Source organism: Streptomyces sp. NPDC001493, assembly GCF_053597235.1.
Genome location: NZ_JBSFHV010000011.1, coordinates 172,888 through 190,201 on the forward strand (window position 1 = coordinate 172,888; position 17,314 = coordinate 190,201).

15 protein-coding genes are annotated in these 17,314 nt (G+C 72.8%); 5 read left to right on the forward strand and 10 right to left on the reverse strand.

What is annotated here, in order from left to right:
• Positions 1-119 precede the first annotated feature (119 nt).
• From ACWCWD_RS17830 to ACWCWD_RS17860, 7 genes are all read right to left on the reverse strand, one after another.
• On the reverse strand, positions 120-1,220 hold the full coding sequence (locus ACWCWD_RS17830) for a transglycosylase family protein (protein ID WP_450773748.1): 1,101 nt from the start codon (positions 1,218-1,220) through the stop codon (positions 120-122).
• 106 nt (positions 1,221-1,326) lie between these two features.
• Positions 1,327-2,673, reverse strand: a complete 1,347-nt coding sequence (locus ACWCWD_RS17835) for a cytochrome P450 family protein (RefSeq protein WP_450773749.1) — start codon at positions 2,671-2,673, stop codon at positions 1,327-1,329.
• Positions 2,666-3,649, reverse strand: coding sequence for a nucleoside triphosphate pyrophosphohydrolase (locus ACWCWD_RS17840; protein ID WP_450773750.1), 984 nt, complete (start codon positions 3,647-3,649; stop codon positions 2,666-2,668). The genes ACWCWD_RS17835 and ACWCWD_RS17840 overlap by 8 nt, the downstream gene beginning before the upstream one ends.
• A 25-nt stretch (positions 3,650-3,674) precedes the next feature.
• On the reverse strand, positions 3,675-4,376 hold the full coding sequence (locus tag ACWCWD_RS17845) for a SurA N-terminal domain-containing protein (RefSeq protein ID WP_450773751.1): 702 nt from the start codon (positions 4,374-4,376) through the stop codon (positions 3,675-3,677).
• Between the two features lie 172 nt (positions 4,377-4,548).
• Positions 4,549-6,111, reverse strand: coding sequence for a protein kinase domain-containing protein (locus tag ACWCWD_RS17850; RefSeq protein ID WP_450773752.1), 1,563 nt, complete (start codon positions 6,109-6,111; stop codon positions 4,549-4,551).
• A complete protein-coding gene (locus tag ACWCWD_RS17855) occupies positions 6,108-6,869 on the reverse strand; it encodes a hypothetical protein (protein WP_450773753.1) in 762 nt (253 codons plus the stop codon). The genes ACWCWD_RS17850 and ACWCWD_RS17855 overlap by 4 nt, the downstream gene beginning before the upstream one ends.
• 43 nt (positions 6,870-6,912) lie before the next feature.
• Entirely contained in the window at positions 6,913-9,297 is a 2,385-nt protein-coding gene (locus ACWCWD_RS17860; protein ID WP_450773754.1) for an N-6 DNA methylase, read from the reverse strand.
• Positions 9,298-9,680: 383 nt separating this feature from the next.
• Here ACWCWD_RS17860 and ACWCWD_RS17865 point away from each other — a divergent pair, with 383 nt between their 5' ends.
• The 3 genes from ACWCWD_RS17865 (at position 9,681) to ACWCWD_RS17875 (ending at position 12,545) form a co-directional block, all read left to right on the forward strand.
• Entirely contained in the window at positions 9,681-10,439 is a 759-nt protein-coding gene (locus ACWCWD_RS17865) for a hypothetical protein (RefSeq protein WP_450773755.1), read from the forward strand.
• 867 nt (positions 10,440-11,306) lie between these two features.
• The gene (locus ACWCWD_RS17870; RefSeq protein ID WP_450773756.1) at positions 11,307-11,552 is read left to right on the forward strand and encodes a hypothetical protein; all 246 of its coding nucleotides are present in this window, start codon (positions 11,307-11,309) and stop codon (positions 11,550-11,552) included.
• Positions 11,553-11,786: 234 nt separating this feature from the next.
• Positions 11,787-12,545, forward strand: coding sequence for an MBL fold metallo-hydrolase (locus ACWCWD_RS17875; RefSeq protein ID WP_450773832.1), 759 nt, complete (start codon positions 11,787-11,789; stop codon positions 12,543-12,545).
• Positions 12,546-12,606: 61 nt separating this feature from the next.
• On the opposite strand, the gene ACWCWD_RS17880 is transcribed toward ACWCWD_RS17875, so the two are convergent.
• The 3 genes from ACWCWD_RS17880 to ACWCWD_RS17890 form a co-directional block, all read right to left on the reverse strand.
• The gene (locus tag ACWCWD_RS17880) at positions 12,607-13,389 is read right to left on the reverse strand and encodes an HNH endonuclease family protein (RefSeq protein ID WP_450773757.1); all 783 of its coding nucleotides are present in this window, start codon (positions 13,387-13,389) and stop codon (positions 12,607-12,609) included.
• A gap of 172 nt (positions 13,390-13,561) precedes the next feature.
• Positions 13,562-13,906, reverse strand: a complete 345-nt coding sequence (locus tag ACWCWD_RS17885; protein ID WP_450773833.1) for a TraR/DksA family transcriptional regulator — start codon at positions 13,904-13,906, stop codon at positions 13,562-13,564.
• Positions 13,907-14,177: 271 nt separating this feature from the next.
• A complete protein-coding gene (locus ACWCWD_RS17890; RefSeq protein WP_450773758.1) occupies positions 14,178-15,149 on the reverse strand; it encodes an SCO6745 family protein in 972 nt (323 codons plus the stop codon).
• Between the two features lie 122 nt (positions 15,150-15,271).
• Between ACWCWD_RS17890 and ACWCWD_RS17895 the strand changes: the two genes are divergently transcribed.
• The gene (locus ACWCWD_RS17895; RefSeq protein ID WP_450773759.1) at positions 15,272-15,904 is read left to right on the forward strand and encodes a TetR/AcrR family transcriptional regulator; all 633 of its coding nucleotides are present in this window, start codon (positions 15,272-15,274) and stop codon (positions 15,902-15,904) included.
• 196 nt (positions 15,905-16,100) lie between these two features.
• A complete protein-coding gene (locus ACWCWD_RS17900; RefSeq protein WP_450773760.1) occupies positions 16,101-17,186 on the forward strand; it encodes a carbon-nitrogen hydrolase family protein in 1,086 nt (361 codons plus the stop codon).
• The last annotated feature ends 128 nt before the right edge of the window (positions 17,187-17,314 follow it).

Below are 17,314 nucleotides of genomic sequence, written 5' to 3' on the forward strand. Positions count from 1 at the left end.
CTGCGAACCCCTGTGACCACGACACGCCGAAACAGCGAAGAGACCCATGTCTCACTTTCGCAAAAGTGGACATAGGCCCCCTAACTGCCCCTCTTTTCGGGCGTTTTTCCCGAGTTTGATCAGTTGGCGGGAGCGGTCTCCGCCGTGTCGGGAACGGTCTCCGGCGTGTCGGAAGCGGTCCCGGTCGCCGTGGAAGCGGTCGACGTGGTTCCGGTGGCCGTCTGCGTGGACAGGTCGAGCTCCTGGCCGGGCAGGATCAGGTCGGGGTTCGAGCCGATCACGTCCTCGTTGGCCTGGTAGAGCTCGGTCCAGCCGTCCGTCAGGTGCTGCGCGTCGGCGATCGCCCAGAGGTTGTCGCCGGACTGGACCGTGTACGTCCCGTCCGTCGCGAGCGCCGCGTCGTCGCGCGCGTCGCTGTCGCCGCGCGAGGCGTGCCGGCCGGTCTCGCGCGAGGCGTCGGCGGCGGCCTCGTCCGGGTCGGGCGTGCCGCGGTGCTTGCCGCCCGTCGCGGTGTCACCGGTCGCCGCGTCCGTCGCGCCGTCCGTCGTACCGGCTGTCGCGCCGCCCTTCGCCCCGCTCTTGCCGGGCGTGGTGCTGCCCGGGGTGGCCGAGCCGGAGGGCGAGGGGGTGACGGAGGCGTCGGGGCTCGGCGTGGCGCTGCTCCCGGTCGAGCCGGTCGAGCCGGTCGAGTCCGTCGCGCCGGAGGTACCGGTCGAGCCCGAGGTGTCCGTCGACCCCGTGGTGCCGGTGGAGACGGGTGCGCCGTCCGCGTCCGGGATCGTGCCGGCCGAGGCGCCCGCGTCCGCGGCGGAGACGGAGCCCGGGTCGACGCCGATGAGCGAGCCCGCGGGCGCGAGACCGGAGATGACCGCGCACCCGGGCCACGCCTGCGGGCCCTTGGCGTCGAGCACCTTCTCGGCCACGGCTATCTGCTGGGTGCGGCTGGCGAGGTCCGCGCGCTGCGCGTAGTCCGTACCGCCGTAGGCCGCCCAGGTCTCCTGGGAGAACTGCAGTCCGCCGTAGTAGCCGTTGCCGAAGTCGGCGCTCCAGGTGCCGCCGCTCTCGCATTCGGCGACCTTGTCCCAGGTGGTCGCGTCCGCGGCGCCGGCGCTGCCCGCGGCGAGGAGCGGAATCGCCAGGGCGGAGCCTGTCACGCCGGCTGCGACGACGATGGCGGGTGCCTGGCGAGGGCGGCGGTGTCTGCCGTTCGCGGAGCCCATGGGAGTGCCTTCCGTGTGACTGACGGGTGAACTGATGCGTCGAACCGTGAACCTAGCGGGACTCGAACGTGTGTCACAAGTCGATCCCTCGCAGATCACGTGAACATCACAGTGTTGACGGAGCGTCACTTCTGTCGGGCGCCGGTCCCGGCGTGAACTCCACCGGAAGAGTGCGCAGTCCACGCATGATGAGCCCGCCACGCCACCGCAAATCGGCTGTTTCTCCCGCAAGACGCAGGTCAGGAAGGCGCCTCAGCAGGGTCGCGAGGGCGGTCCGGCCCTCCAGTCGGGCGAGCGGCGCACCCACGCAGTAGTGGATGCCGTGGCCGTAGCCGAGGTGCTGATTGTCACGCCGCGCGAGGTCGAGCGTGTCGGGGTCCTCGAAGCGCGCGGGGTCGCGGTCGGCCGCCGCGAGCACCACGAGCACCGGGTCGCCTGCCGCGATCTCCTCGTCGCCGATGGTCAGCGGTTCGGTGGCGTACCGCCAGGTGGCCAGCTCCACCGGGCCGTCGAAGCGGAGCAGCTCCTCGATGCCGGTGGCGAGCAGCTCCTCCTCCCCCGCCGCCAGGGACGCTTCCAGCCGGGCGCGTTCCCCGGGGTGACGGAGGAGGGAGTAGGTGCCGTTGCCGATGAGGTTGACGGTGGTTTCGAACCCCGCGAAGAGCAGGATGAAAGCCATCGCGGCGGCCTCGTTCTCCGTGAGGTGCTCGCCGTGGTCGCTGGTCCGGATGAGCTCGGAGATCAGGTCGTCGCCCGGGTTCTCCCGCTTGCGGTGGATGAGTTCGGCGAGGTAGGCGCGCATCCGCTTCACCGAACGCGCCACCCCGCCGCGCGGACCGCCGCCGTGGCGGATCATCATCCCCGCCCAGTCCCGGAAGTCGTCCTGGTCCTCCTCGGGGACCCCGAGCAGGTCGCAGATGGCGTAGATGGGGAGCGGGAACGCGAAGTCGTGGATGAGGTCGGCGGTGCCCGCGGCCACGAACCGGTCGATGAGCCGGTCCGTCAGCTCCTGCACGCGGGGCGCGAACTCCGCGACCCGGCGCGGGGTGAACGCCTTCGACACGAGCCGGCGCAGCCGGGTGTGGTCGGGCGGGTCGATGTTGAGCAGATGGGTCATCAGCTCGGCCTTGCGCTCCCCGGGGATCCCGGTCTTCCCCTTGGCGTGCGCCGACCCGGCGTGGTGGACCGGGTTCTTGGAGAGCCGGTTGTCGGCGAGCGCCTGCCGCGCGTCCGCGTACCGGGTGACCAGCCAGGCTTCGACCCCGCTGGGCAGCGTGGTGCGGTGCACCGGGCTGTGCTCCCGGAGCCAGGCGTACGCCGGGTACGGGTCGGTGGCGAACTCCCAGGTGAAGAGTTCGGGGGCGGCGGGGGCGCGGTGCGCGGGGCATCCGGCGGGGGCGGGACCGGGTTCGCGGTCCGCGGTGCTGTCGTCGTTCGCCGGCCGGTCACTCATCGACGGTGTCCGGGGCGCCGATGCCCTCCGCCGCGAGGATCGCGTCGCGGTAGGCGCGGGCCGCCGCGCGCAGGGCGGCTTCGGGGTCGACGCCCTCGGCCTCGGCGCGGACGGCGAGGGCGAGCAGCTCGTAGCCGAGGGTGTCGCCGGCGGGCGGGGCGACGTCCAGGTCCGACCCGCGGACCCGGCTGCCGAGCTTCGCCGCGAGGGCCAGCGCGGGCTGACCGAGCGGGATGCCCTCGGTGACCGAGTCGCGTCGCTTCTCGACCGCTTTGGTGCGCAGCCAGTGCGCGTGGACGTCGTCGGGGGTCTCGGCGGTCGCGTCGCCGAAGATGTGCGGGTGGCGGCGGATCAGCTTCTCCACCAGCCCGCCCGCCACGTCGTCGACGGAGAAGGGGGCGTCCTCGTCCTCCTCGGCGATCCGCGCGTGGAAGACGACCTGGAGCAGGACGTCCCCGAGCTCCTCGCGGAGTTCGTCGCGGTCGCCGTCCTCGATCGCCTCGACGAGCTCGTACGTCTCCTCGATGGCGTACTTCGCGAGGCCCCGGTGGGTCATCCGCGAGGTCCACGGGCATTCCCGCCGGATCAGGTCCATGACCTGGACGAGGTCGAGGAGCCGGGCGCCCGGCAGGTCGTACGAACCGGGGAGCAGCTCCAGGTCCGGCATCTGCACCCGGCCGGAGCCGCCGAGGCGGGCGAGTCCGTCGGTGAGCCGCTGGTCGCCCTCGCCGCCGACCAACACCACCACGGTCCGGTCGCCGACGCAGGCGTCGACCAGTTCCTCGGCGGTCAGCTCGGTGTTCTCGACGGTGACGCCCGCCTCGCGCAGATACGGCAGCTGCACGTGGTCGGGGGCGCCGCACAGCACGCGGTCGGCGGTGCGCAGCGTCTGCCAGGCGGGCCAGGACAGCAGTCCGGGAGCGACTCGGTGGCTGGCGGTGAGGAGGACGACCCGGCCGGGTGCTTCAGCGTTCACCCTTCGAACCTACCCCGGCGGTGTGTCAGCCCGCCGGGACGGTCTCCTGCTGCCCGGAGCCGTCCGCTCCGGCACCGTCCCCGCCGGATGCGGCGGCGTCGGTTCCGGTGGCCTTGGCGAGCCAGGCCGGCTGGTAGGTGCCGAGGCGGATCTGCTGGTCGTCCCAGGCTCCGTAGCGCGGGTTGACGTCGATGTGCAGCGACTTCGATGCCTTGGTGAGGGCTGCCGTCACCTTCTGGGTGCCCTCCTGGGTCTGCAGGTCCGCGCCGAGCGACGCCGCCAGCTTCGGCAGCTGGACCTCCTGGCGCAGGTCGCCGTCGATCTGCTCCGGGGAGATCCAGCGCTCCTGGAGGAGGGTCGCGGCCAGCTCGTCCTCGCCGCCGTACTGGGCGACGGCCGCCTGGTGCACCTGCTGGAGCTCCTTGCGGCTGACGGTCACCCCGGCGTCCTCGGCCGCCCGGTCGAGGACCTGGCTGAAGATCAGCCGGTGCAGCGCGGCGCGCGGGAGCTGGCCGGACCCCTTCACCAGCTGGGCGGACTGCGGCGAACTCTCCTGGGCGGCGCGGACCTCGGCGACGTCGGCCTGGAGGGTGGAGACCTCGATCCGCTGTCCTCCGACGATCGCGGCGGCGCCGGGGTGGGCCTCGCCACCGCAGGCGGTGAGGACGGGTGCGGAGAGGAGGAGCGCGGCGGAGAGGGTGAGCGCGGTGCGACGACGGCGGTGCAAAGGAGCCTCCCGATGAGAGTTTGTGCATCAGTGCACAAAGCCTTGCGGTGATCGATGTTAGGCAGTGGTGGCCATGGGGGCCACTGGTTCGACCAACGATTCGGGAGGAGTTGGGGATGTGGTGCCGTCGGGCGGTGTACGGGTGGCCGGCTCGGGCGTGTGGTCCGGGCGGTCAGCCGCCGCGTACGTCCCGCTGGTGGGTCAGCTGCCGGCGCAGCTCGGCGGGGAGCGGGTGGTGCGGGCCGTAGGTGCGCTCGGTGTCGTACAGCAGGGCCTGCAGCTGGGCGCGTCCCGCGGTGTGGTCGCCGACCGCGAGCAGCAGCAGCCCGATGCGGTGGCGGATGTCGAAGGCCCGGCCGGGGTCGCCCGCGACGGGGCCGTAGACGTTCTCGTAGTAGGGGAGGACCGCGCGGTACTCGTTGAGCGCGGCGGCCGTCTCGCCCAGCTGTTCCAGGCAGGTGGCGGCGTCGTAGCGGTACTGGAGGGTCTGCGGGTCGCCGGGTCCGGCCTCGGCGGTGCGGTCGTCGGCGAGACGGCGGAGTTCGGGCAGGGCGCGGCGGTACTGGCCGTCGTCCATCAGCGTCGCCGCGTACTGCTTGCGGAGGATACGGACGACGGGCGAGTGCTCGCCGTGCTCGACGGCGGCGGTCGGCAGGATGGAACCGAGGATGTCGACGGCCTGCGTGATCCGGCCCTCGCCGAGGAGCCGCTTGACGTCGTCGACGGCGCGCGCCACGTCGGCCCGGCCGGATGCCGGGCGTTCGGCGGGTACGGGCGGCGGGCCGAAGCCGGTGACCGGGGCGGGGGCCGGGGCGGTCGCCCGGTCGGGCCAGGGGGCGTGCGGGCGGAGGAACGGGCGGGTCGGGTCGAGCGGTCCGCCGGGTGTCCCGCGCGCGGGGAGCAGCGGGGCGAGGGCCTCGTACACCTCCTGCGCGGAACCGGGGCGGGCCTGCGGGTCCTTGGCGAGCAGCCGCAGGACGAGGGCCTCCAGCTGCTCGGGCACGTCGGCGCGGAGGTGACGGACCGGCAGCGGCGGTTCGTAGAGGTGGCGGTGGAGCACGCCGAGCGCGGTGGACCCGGAGAACGGCACGTCCCCGCTGAGCAGCTCGTGCAGCAGCACGCCGAGTGCGTACAGGTCGGTGTACGGCCCGACCGCGCCGCCCATCGCCTGCTCGGGCGCCATGTAGGCCGGGGAGCCGATGGGTGAGCCGGTGTGGGTGAGCCGGGTGGTGTCGGTGTCGAGCACGGAGGCGACGCCGAGGTCGAGCACGGTGACGGTGCCGTCGGGCCGGACCATGACGTTGCGGGGCTTGAGGTCGCGGTGGACGATCGGCACCGCGTGCACGGCGCTGAGCACCGCGCAGAGCTGGGCGGCGACCGCGACGGCCCAGGGCCACGGGTAGGGGTCGTGCTCGGCGAGGTGGTCGGCGAGGTCGGAGCCCTCGACGTACTGCATGACGAGGAAGAGGTCGTCGCCGTCGCCCCCGGCGTCGTGGACGGTGACCAGTCCGGGGTGGTCGACCTGCGCGGTCACCCGGCACTCCCGGGCGAACCTGCGGCGCAGCTCGTCGGCCTCCTCCGGGCCTCCGGGCACGCCCATCCGGTCGGGGCGCAGCAGCTTCACCGCGACCCGGCGGTCGAGCCGCTGGTCGTACGCCGTCCAGACCTGGCCCATGCCGCCCTGGCCGAGGATCGCCGCGAGTGCGTACCGCCCGGCGACGACGCGACCGCTCACCGGCCCTCGCCCTCCTTGCGGAGGTAGTCGCTCAGCTCGTCCAGCTCGGCACGGACCTGGTCGAGCCGCTGGGGCGGGCCGGGGCGCTTGGGGGGCGGGGTGGGCTGGGGCTGGGGCTGCGGCTGGAGTTGAGGCTGGGGCTGGGGCTGCGGCTGCGGTTGTACGGGGAGTTGCTGCTGCGGCAGGGAGGGCTGGTAGGGCGCGGTGGGGATGCCCTGCGGGTGGTGCGGGACGGGCGGGGCGCCGTAGGGCGGGGCCTGGTGGATGCCGGCGACGTTCGGGTAGCCGTACCCGGCGACGGGACCGATCTGCGGGTAGCCGGGGGCCGCGACGACGCGGGGCCCGCGCGGGCCGCCCGGCCCGAAGTGGCGGATGTCCTGGTGGAGGTAGTACCAGGTGACTCCGACGACGAGGGCCAGCACCCAGCCGAGGAAGGACAACGCCTGGGCGTCCGTCAGGTCCTCCTGGTCCTCGGGGATGGCCGCCGTGTAGGCGACGAGCCCGGCGGTGAGCGCGAGGGACAGGACGAACAGCGTCCAGTCGCGCGCACGGCGGGTCACGACGGCCAGCCGCAGCATCGCCGTCCAGGCCAGGAAGCCACAGCTCAGCACGGTCAGCGCCACGAAGACCACGCGCAGGACCGTCAGCGTCACCGAGGAAGGGCGCGCCGTGGGAAGCTCCGGCGGATAGCCGTAGCCGTGCATGTGCCGCTCCCGGGAAGCGATGGGCGGATGTGTGGTGCGAGCGTATACATCCACGCGGACAGCCGTTCCCCGGTTGTGCACAACGATGTGGCTCAGCTCACTCCGGGGCGACCGTCCCGTCCGTGAGCCCGTCGTACATGCCCTGGACCAGCAGTCCGCCGAGTCGGCCCGCCGTGCGCAGTGCGTCCTCGAAGGCGGCGAGGGCGCGGAACTGCTCACCGTACCGCCGCTGTTCGTCCAGCGGGAGCCGGGGCAGCCGGATGCGCCGGGCGTCGAGCCGCGAGGCGGTCGACGCATGGCTGCTGGCGCGGCGGTTGTTGGCGGTACCGCGCAGGAAGCCGGCGAGGAACCAGGGGTCGAGGACGGCCGGATCGGGGCGCAGCAGCTGGAGGTTGCGGCCGAGCACGGCCCCGGCGGTCGCCTCGTCCACGACCCGGACGACCGAGCCACCGCCGAGCACGGGGACCACAACGTCACCGGTGCGCAGGACGACGGCCTCCTCGGCGGAGCCGGTGGTCCCGGTGGTTCCGGCCGACCCGGTTCCGGTGGTTCCGGTGGCGGTCGCGGGGGTGGTCGCGGGGGCCGGGGGGCCGCTGGGCGGGGTGTTGCCGAGCACGTCGTGCTCGGTGAGGACGGGGCCGGGGGCGCTGCCGGGGTTGCCGCCGAGGCCGCCGGAGCCGCCGGAGCTGAGCCGGAGGGCGCCCGCGCGGGCGAGCTCGCCGAGGGTGGTGAACGGCCGGGACGCCGGCTCGGTCAGGTCGGCGGGCGGCGGGGTCAGCCGGAGCGTGAGCCGCAGCCCGTCCGTCAACCGGTCACGTACGTCGGCCAGTTCGGCGGCCCCACCGCCGGTGGCGGGCCGGGGCAGGTGGCGGGCGGGGGTGAGGTCGACCTCGTCGTCGAGGAGATCGATGACGGGCACGGCCCGGCTCGGCCCCGGCGCGGAGACGCCGCCGGGGACGGCCTCGGGCCCGGGTCCGGTGGCGGCGAAGGCGCGCCAGGCGTCGAGCACCGTACGCCGGACGAGCGGCCAGTCCATCCGCTCGCGGCCACTTCCCGTGGGCCCCCCGGCCGGACCGCCGATGCCACCGGCCGCCCCGGCCGGCCCTGCCGCCGGGTCGAGGGACTCGGCGGTGTCCACGAGGAGGAGTTCGGGCGAGGGCTGCACGCCGTGGTCCGGCTTGCGCAGGACCCACAGGTGCAGCGGGATGCCGTACGGCGGGGCGGCCCCGGCGGGCAGCGCGACGACGGCCCGCAGCGCGCCCCGGCGCAGCAGGTCGGCGCGGATACGGCGGCCGGAGCGGCGGGAGGCGGCAGCCGGGGGCATCAGCAGCACGGCGGTCCCGCCGGGTCGGAGACGGGCCAACGCGTGCTGGACCCACGCGAGTTCGGACTCCGCGCGGGCCGGATACCCGTACTCCCACCGGGGGTCGTAGGCCAGTTCGTCGTGGCCCCAGTTGCGCTCGTTGAACGGCGGGTGGCAGAGCACCACGTCGGCCGCCAGTTTCGGGAAGGCGTCCGCGCGCAGGGTGTCGCCGGTACGCACCGCGAGCTCCGGCCCCTCGGGGTCCGTACCGCCGCCCGCCCCCAGGGCGAGGCGGAGAGCGGTGAGCGCCGCGAGGTCGGGGTCGGCCTCCTGCGCGTACAGGGCGGCGGGCCGGGCCACCGCGCGCAGCAGCGCCCCGGTCCCGGACGCGGGGTCCAGTACGGCGGGAGCGGGCGCCTTCCGGGACGGGCGGCCGGAGCCTTCGGCCGGGGCGGCGAGGTCGGCCATGAGTGCGGCCAGACCGGGCGGGGTGAGGGTGTACTGCCGCGGATTGGCGTCCAGTTGGCGGCCGAACAGGAACTCGAAGGCCTGCCCCGTCCCGGACTCCGCCGCCAGTGCGGCGGCACCGCGCAGCAGCGGTACGGACGGCAGCAGCACCTCCGGCGCGGGCACCTGGACGGCCCGGCCGGGGGTCGGTACGGAGGTCGGCGCGGGGGTCGGTACGGAGGTCGGTACGGGGGTCGGTACGGGGGTCGGTACGGAGGTCGGCGCGGGGGTCGCACCGCGCATCGATCCGCCCCCCTCACGTCCGTCCGGGACCTCGGGCCCGAACCGGGCGTCGAGTACGGGCGCCAGGGCCTCGGGCAGCAGACGGGCGACACGCTCGTCCGAGACCGCCGCCAACTCCAGCCAGGCGGTGGGCCGGTCGCATACGAGCAACAGGGCGCAGCCGACGTGGATCAGGGCCGTGACCGTACCGGCCGGATGCCCGGAGAGCTGCTGCCACACGCGCTCCCGGAGCGGCACCTCGACCAGCTTCCCCTGCCCTCGGAGCCACTCCTCCACCTCGGCGAGCGCGAAGGACGGACTGGTCTCCGTACCGCCGACCGGCTTGGGGAAATCCGCGTGACGCCGACGCCAGTTGCTGACGGCGGCCCGTCCGACTCCGGCCAGACGGGCGATCCCGGCGGCGGTCACCTCAGAGGCGTTCTCCGGCACTTGCTCTCTCCCTGGTCCGAATCGTCACCGTTCGCGCCACCGTCCGCGCTGTGCAGGCGAGCATACCGACGCATGCCGCACCGATCGATTCACAGCAGCGTGATTGGTGTTCACGGATTCTGTTGTTGACTCGGTTCACAGTCTCTGCTGTGATGGAGCTGTGCCCGCACCGGTGAATGCCGCCGGTGCCCAAGTCCCGTTCCTCCGTTGCCGTTCGGGCGCCGTCCGGGCGCTGTCCGGCCTGCTCGGGCGCTGTCGGCCTGCCCGTGCGGTGCTGGGCGGTGCTGGGCGGTGCTGGGCGGTGCCGGACGGTGCCGTTCGGTGCCGGGCGACGTTTCGCTCTGTTCCGCCTCCCCTCTTCTTCCTTCTCCTGGAGTACAGCCATGCGCCGAGTCGCGCGTACCGCCGCTGCCGCCGTCTGCACCCTCTCCGTCCTCACCCTGGCCGCCTGCGGCGCCGAGGAGGGCGGCACGGCCTCGTCGTCATCGCACGCGACGAAGGCGGCCGAGCCCTTCGCGGACAAGTCGGGCCCCGACGTCGCCAACGCGGCACTCAAGAACATCCGCAAGGCGACCTCCTTGCACCTCGCGCTCGACATGAAGACGGCCGACGGCCCCATGAAGGCCCAGTTCTCCACCAGCATCGGCAGCGGCACGTGCACCGGCTCCATGGACATGGGCGACCAGGGCTCGATGTCGATCATCAAGATCGGCGAGACCGTCTACCTGAAGCTCGACGAGACGATGCTGCGCGCACAGTCCGAGGGCGAGTCCGAGGCCGACATACAGGCCGCGGTGGACATGGTCGCCGACCACTGGATGGCCGAGAAGGCCTCGGACCCGGACACCAAGGACATGGTCGAGTTCTGCGAACTGGAGTCGCTCCTCAAGGAGTTCGAGGACGGCGACACGGAGGCGAAGAAGGTGGGCCCGACCACCCACGCGGGCGCTCCCGCCTTCCGCCTGAGCGAGAAGGACGGCAAGGAGACCTACTCGATCCTGGTCTCCACCGGCAACGACCCACAGCTCCTCCAGGTCAGCTCCACGGGCGGCGACGAGCCGATGACCATGACCTTCTCCGACTTCGACAAGCCCGTCGTGGCGGAGAAGCCGGCCGCGAAGGACATGGTGGACGTGGGCTGAGGTTGCTGGGGGGGCTACTTGGGGCTACCCGGGGGGCTGCTAGCGGGCTGGCTGCCGAGGGCGTGCCCGCCCAGGACGGCCCGGGCGCGGGAGGGGGGTGCCGGGGCGCCGGGGGTGGGTGGCGCGGGGACGCAAGGGGTGGGGCGTCGGGGGGCGCCTGGGGTGGCGCGCCGGGATATCGGAGGACTGCGCGCCGGGGGCGCCAGGGGGGCGCCGGGCAGCGTCGAGTCGGGGGGCTCGGCGCTGTCCGGCGTATGGGCGTTCATGCCGAGGTGGGCTGACGCGGTGGGGCGGGACGTGATGAACTGGGTTGCCTGAAACGGGGCGTGGGCACGGATGGGGGTAATGTCCGTATGGCCCGAGTCGGTGAAGTTGGCCCAGAACCGCGCTTCCCTCGGATAAAGCCGCAGGTCAGGAAGAGTGCTCCCCGCGCGTGCGGGGATGGTCCCAGGATCGACAGGTTCTGCAGCAGGCCCTGCCGGTGCTCCCCGCGCGTGCGGGGATGGTCCCCGGCCCGGTGCGCACTCCGCGGACCTACCTCAGTGCTCCCCGCGCGTGCGGGGATGGCCCTCAGGAGACGGGTCAGATCCGTACGGATGCGGAGTGCTCCTGCCCACGCCACCGGTACTGGCTGATGAGCCTGCCTCGCAGCGAGGGCCGTGTCGTCGGGCTGGTCGGGTGCCCGGAGGTCGCACCTCCGGTCGCACCGGCCGGGCGCCCTCTGACCTGGTCAATGCCAGGCGAGAGACTCTTTCCTGGGCGCGGCGGACGCCGACTGCTTCCCCAATGAGGACCCTGACGAGGGGTGGGCTGTGGTACGCCTGCCGTCATCCGGGCTGACCCGGGCCGAATGTGAGGGGTGGGGCCATGGAAAAGACGTGGTTCGGGGCTGTGTTCTCCAGGAGACCGCATCCGGTGCTGCGCCTGTTGGGCAACCTGGCGCTCTGCGCGCTCCAGGTCGCCTGGGTGATCTGGGTGCTCATCTCCTTCCACAGTGCGTGGCGGTGGCTCGCTGTCCCGCTCGGGCTCACGGCGCTGCTTGCCGAGAGCCGGGGCGCGGTCCTGGCGGTGCGAGACCTCCGGAAGCACGAGCACGCCCCCGTGCTCGACTGAAACACCGCCCGGCGGCCCGAACGGGCCGCCGGGTGGTGCGGACTCCCTCGCCGGGCCAAGGACGCTGCGGGCTTCCCTCGCATGCGGTCGTCGACGGCTGGGAGCGTACGCATGCGGCCCGCCCGCAATCGAAGCTATTTTCCGATTCTCTGTGCCTGGGCAGCCGCCGGTCGCGGCGATCTGCTGAAGGCGAATCGACGGTTGCGCGGCTTCGGCGGTGGCTACGTTCTGTACATGGAGATCGTCGAGCTGTTACCGGAACTGCATCTGCTCCGCTTCAAGGTCGGACAGGCCTATCTGTGGCGTGACGCGGATGGGCTGACGTTGATCGACTCGGGGGCGGCGGGGGCTGGTGGTGCGATAGCCGACGCCATCTTGAGCATCGGCTCAAAGCCCGGAGATCTGCGGCGCGTTGTGCTCACCCACTTCCATGAAGATCACGCCGGTGGTGCTGCCGAGATCGCCGCATGGGGTGGGGTCGAGGTGTACGCGCACCACCTGGACGCCCGGGTGGTGCGTGGGGAGTCACCAGCTCCGCCGCCGGTCTTCTCGGATGCCCCGGAGTGGGAGCGCGCCCTGTTCGAGACCATTCCGAAGCTGCCACCGGCGCCACCGGTTTCGGTGGACCACGAGATCGGCGATCACGACGTGCTCCCCTTCGGTGGAGGGGCTCGCGCAGTGGCTGCGCCGGGTCACACCCCGGGCAGTACGGCGTTCCATCTCCCTGCCTACGGGGTGCTCTTCCTGGGCGACGCCGTGGCGAACGTCGAAGGCAGGACCATGGTCGGCGTGTTCAACATGGACCGGGCCCGAGCGCTGGAATCCTTCCGGAAGTTGAGTCGGCTGGACGCCGAAGTCGCCTGCTTCGGACATGGCGAGGCGATCGTGAGCTCCGCTTCGGCAGCTCTGCGCGCTGCGGCGGATTCCTGGAACGGCGGACAGCCGGACGACCGGACAGCCGGAGCGGGAGGCGCGCAGACGAGGCGGACATGATGAGGCATCACTGAGCCAGGTCGGCGGGTCGGCGTTCACGCAGCGGCCGACGAACGACGGATCAGGCCGCGCACTGCTTGAGCATCATCGCCTTGTCGGCCGTGGTCACGGGCAGGTCGTACTTCAGCGAGACCTGGGCGAAGCGGAGCGCGTACGAGCAGCGGATCGGCTTGTACGGGGGCAGCCAGGCGGCGGGGCCAGAGTCGCTCTTGGAGCCGTTGGTGGGGCCGTCGACGGGGATGAGGTTGAGGGGGTCGTTGGCGATCTGCTGGCGTTTGGCGTCGCTCCAGCGTGAGGCGCCCATCTGCCAGTCGTAGGAAAGGGGCATCACATGGTCGATCTGGATCTTCGTGGCCTTCGTCTTGGTCCACGCGATCGTTGAACCGGTATAGGGGTCCTTGAGCGTCAGCGAGGCAACCACGCAGTCGGATCCGCTGCGGAACCGCACCTGCTGCCCGTCCCGCTTGAGCAGGTCGTTGCGGGTGTCGCAGCCGTTGCGGGACAGCGCTATGCCGTTCACGGTGTCCTTCCACGCCGAGCCGAACTCGTCGCGGTCGTAACCGGTCTTGGGGCCGCGCCCCTTGGTGAGCACCTTCTCGATGATCTTCCGTGCCTCGGCCCGGTCCGCGTCGGTGGTCAGCGGGGCGAGGCCGGGCTTCGTACCGTCGGGGTTGTCCAGAGGGCTCGCGCCGAAGCCCTCGGTGGACCGCCCGCCGTCGTTCGCCCCTGCGCCCGGGGTCTCGTCCGGGACGGCGAGGTCGTCGGGGTCGCAGCCGGCCAGGGCCAGTACGGCGAAGGCGCTCAGGGCGGGCAGGGCCACGCGGTACGTACGGAGAGATATCACTGGCAGCCGTCCTGACGGGGAGAGAGCCGAACCCGGGAATCCTACGGACGTCTTCCCCGTCGGCTGCCATTCATGGCGTGCGGGTCTCCGGATGACGGTCCGGATCACGCGTGGGGTGACGGCCCGAACCACGCGTGGGGTGACGGTCTCTCAGTCGGGCTGCGGCGAATCCTCAGCGCCGACGGCTGCCTTCCCGCGCCTCCGCGCATCCGATGCAGAGGGTCGCCTCCGGGCGCACCTCCAGGCGGGCGGCCGGAATCGGTTCCCCGCAGCCTCGGCACCGGCCGTAGTCGTCGCGGTCCAGCCGTTCCAGCGCACGGTCCAGCTCGGTCAGGTGTTCGTCAGCGCGGGCGAGGAGGGCGGCGACGTGGGCCCGCTCGAACGCGGTGCTGGAGCCCTCCGGGTCGTGCTCGTCGTCGACGGCGACCAGGGCGTTGGCCTCGACGATCCCGTCGAAGTCACGCCGGAGCGCCTCGATCTGCTCACTCGTGGAGGCCCGCTCGGCGGCGATCCGCATCCGTACGGCCTCCGGCCCCGACCGCTCCGAAGGCCCGTCGTGGGACCGTGCTGGGCCGGGCTCGGGGAGGGGGACACGGGTGGATATACTGCTCATATGTAACGGAACGCGGGGGCCCGGGTGCACATTCCAGCCCCCGCTTGCCCCGGGCCCCCGCACCGACCGCCAACGCGGCACCGACCGCCGACGCTCGCCCCCGCCAACTCGTCTCCGTGACTTCTCTGCGCGACGCGACCTCTCAGCGCGACTTCTCCGCGCGATCCGGCGGGCCTCACACCTTCCCGATGCCGAGGGTGGTCTCGGCGGGCAGCAGCCCCGAGCCGACGGCTTCCAGCCACGGGGTGCCCAGCAGCTCCGCGAGTCGGGCCCGGCCCGGCTCTCCGAGCGCGCGCCACGGTTCGGCGGCCCGTTCGTCGGTACGCCGCTCCACCTCCGTACGCAGCGCCCGGCCGGCCTCCGTCGCCGTACCGTCCTCCGTCACCAGCCCCCGGGCCTCCAGCCGCTCTTGGGCGGCCGTCCACTCCTGCTCGCTCCAGCCCCGGCTCGCGAACACCGCAACGGGGGCGGCGCCCACGGCCGCGAAGGAGACCAGCGCTTCGACGGGGTCGAGACCGGCCTCCCGGAGCGCGGTGAGGTGGCCGTCGCCCCGGTGCTCGCGCAGGATCGTGGCCGCCTGCCAGAGCACGAGGTGCGGGGCCTCCGGCCAGGGCAGCGCGGAGTTGGCCGCGCCGAGCGCAAGCGGAACGCCCGGGGCGACCGGTTCCGCAGGGGCGGCCGGTTCCGCAGAGGCAGCCGGTCCCACAGCGGCCGCTGCTTCGGCCGCGCTGCGGGCCAGTGCCGCCGCTTCGGCCGCCTCGGGGCCCTCGATCCAGGCCCCGAGCAGTGCCCGGTACGTACGGTCCACGGCGCGGCTCCGCGCGGCGAGCACCGCCTCCGGGTCGGCGGTGGCCCAGATGCCGGGAACGTACGCACGCACCATCGCGGGGCTGAAGCTGTAGAAGGCCCCGGTGACGTACTCCTCCGTCGGTACGCCGCCTCCGGCCGCCCCGGCCGCCCCGGCCGGCGCGGACCGCCAGGCGAAGTAGCTCGGCCAGCGTTCCTCGATGCCGTACCCCAGTGCGGCGGCCTCCTCGAAGGCCTCCGGCGCGAAGTACAGCACGGCGTGCAGGGGCTCCAGCAGGTGCCACATCTGCCGGACGCGCCCCAGCTCCGCGACCTTTTCCTGGACCGTTCCCTCAGTCATGATCTCCGCCTTCGTACGAGGTCGTGAAGCTGCACACCGAGCCATCTAGTCACTGTCTAGATATCCAGCCTGCACCCGCCCTCCGAACTTGTCAATGACTAGATGCGGCGTACGGTACGGGTATGAGCAGCGAACAGGCCCGGCGCCGACCCCCGCACCAGCCCCCGTACCACCACGGCGATCTCCGGCGCACGATCCTGGCGGCGGCCGTGGAGGTGATCACCACGGAGGGCCCGGCCGCCCTCAGCCTGCGCGACCTGGCCCGCCGCGCCGGGGTCTCGCACGCGGCCCCCGCCCACCACTTCACGGACCGGGCCGGCCTGCTGACGGCTGTGGCGACGGAGGCGTACACCCTGTTCGCGGACTCCCTCTCCGAGGTCACCGACCTCGTGGAGAAGGGCGCCCGGTACGTACGGTTCGCCACCGACCACCCCGCGCACTTCCAGGTGATGTTCCAGCCCGACCTCTACCGCGCCGACGACCCCGCCCTGACCGCCGCACGTGACCGCGCCACCCGCACCCTCCGCGAGGGCGTGGCGGGGCTGGCGCCCGACCACCCCGAGGTCGCCGAGGAGGCCCGCCGCAAGGGGGTGGCCGCCTGGTCCCTGGCCCACGGCTTCGCCTCACTGCTGCTGAGCCGGAACCTGACGGATTTCCTGGCCGGCCGCGATGCGGAGGAGGCGTTCCGGTCCGTCGCGAACGGGATCTTCGGGGGGCCGGAGGGCCGCGTACCGGCTTCCCCGGAGGGGAGTTGACGAGAAAGCGCCGTTGACCGAGGGCCACGGCCCCGGCATCATCGGTCCCGGCGTGGCCTGCGCCGAACCTCCCCCGGCCGACCCCAGCTCGGCCTCTGCACGGAGGCAAAGGGGCTTCTTGCCTCAGGCCGCTGTCGTGGTCGACATGTCTCGTACGAGGTCGCTGGGGGATTCCGTCCGAGGCGTGGAAGGCCGGATGACAGCGAACCGGAACTTCAAGCGCCGGGTACGCGCCCGCGCCGCCAAGACGGGCGAGTCCTACACCACTGCCCTCCGGCACTTCCGCACGACATCGTCGGGAAAGGTCATGCCGGAAACCACACGCGTGCGACTGGCCGTCGCACAGTCCGTCGTACACGCGAACCCGAGCAGCGAACGGCAGTTGCACGAGAACGCCCGCGAAGTACGCCGCCTCATGCGCGAGGCGCACCGGGCCGGGGCCCGGATCGTGCACTTCCCGGAGGGCGCCACCTGCTCCCCCACCAGGGAGTTCGTCTCGGAATCACGTACGGAATCCCTCCCCGCCGCCGGGCCGGAGACGACCGGCCCGGAGACGACCGACCCAGGGACGACCAACCCGGGGACGACCGGCCCTGAGGCGGATTGGAGCCGCGTCGCCTGGGAGGTGCTGCGCGAGGAGCTGGCCGCGACGGCGCGGCTGGCGGGAGGGCTCGGGATGTGGGTCGTGCTGGGGTCGGTGCACCGGCTCTCCGGCCCGCACCGGCCGCACAACAGCCTGTACGTGATCTCCGACCGGGGCGAGCTGGTGACCCGGTACGACGAGCGCATGCTGTCGCGCACCAAGGTCTCCTCCATGTACGCGCCGGGCTCGGCCCCCGTCACCTTCGAGGTCGACGGCCTCCGGTTCGGCTGCCTGCTCGGCATGGAGGTCCACTTCCCCGAACTGTTCGGTGAGTACGAACAGTTGGACGTCGACTGCGTGCTCTTCTCCACGACGGGTGGCGGAACGCCTTCGTCGGCGGTCTTCGCCGTGGAGGCGCAGGCGCACGCCGCCATCAACGGCTACTGGGTGAGTTTCGCCGTACACGCACGGCCGGGCGCGACCGCACCCTCCGGTGTGGTCGCGCCCGGGGGCGAGTGGATCGGCCGGTGCGAGGCGGACGGCCGCTCCTCGGTCACGGTGGTCGAGTTGAACACCGGCTCGGCGAGCGCCGGGTTCGCGGCGAACCTGGCGCGCCCGTGGCGGCGTACGGCACGCGCCGGTGTCTACGAACCGCACCTCGTACGGGACTCCCGGAGCGAGGACCGGAGTTCGTTCTAGGAAGCTCGTGAAGGTGGGCGACTCGGGCCTCCCTCGGCGGAACGCCTCAGGGGAGTCGCCGCCTGCCCGGTGCGGACCCGACGACGGGCGGAGCCGCACCGGGCGGCGGTTCGGCGGGCGGCGGTTCA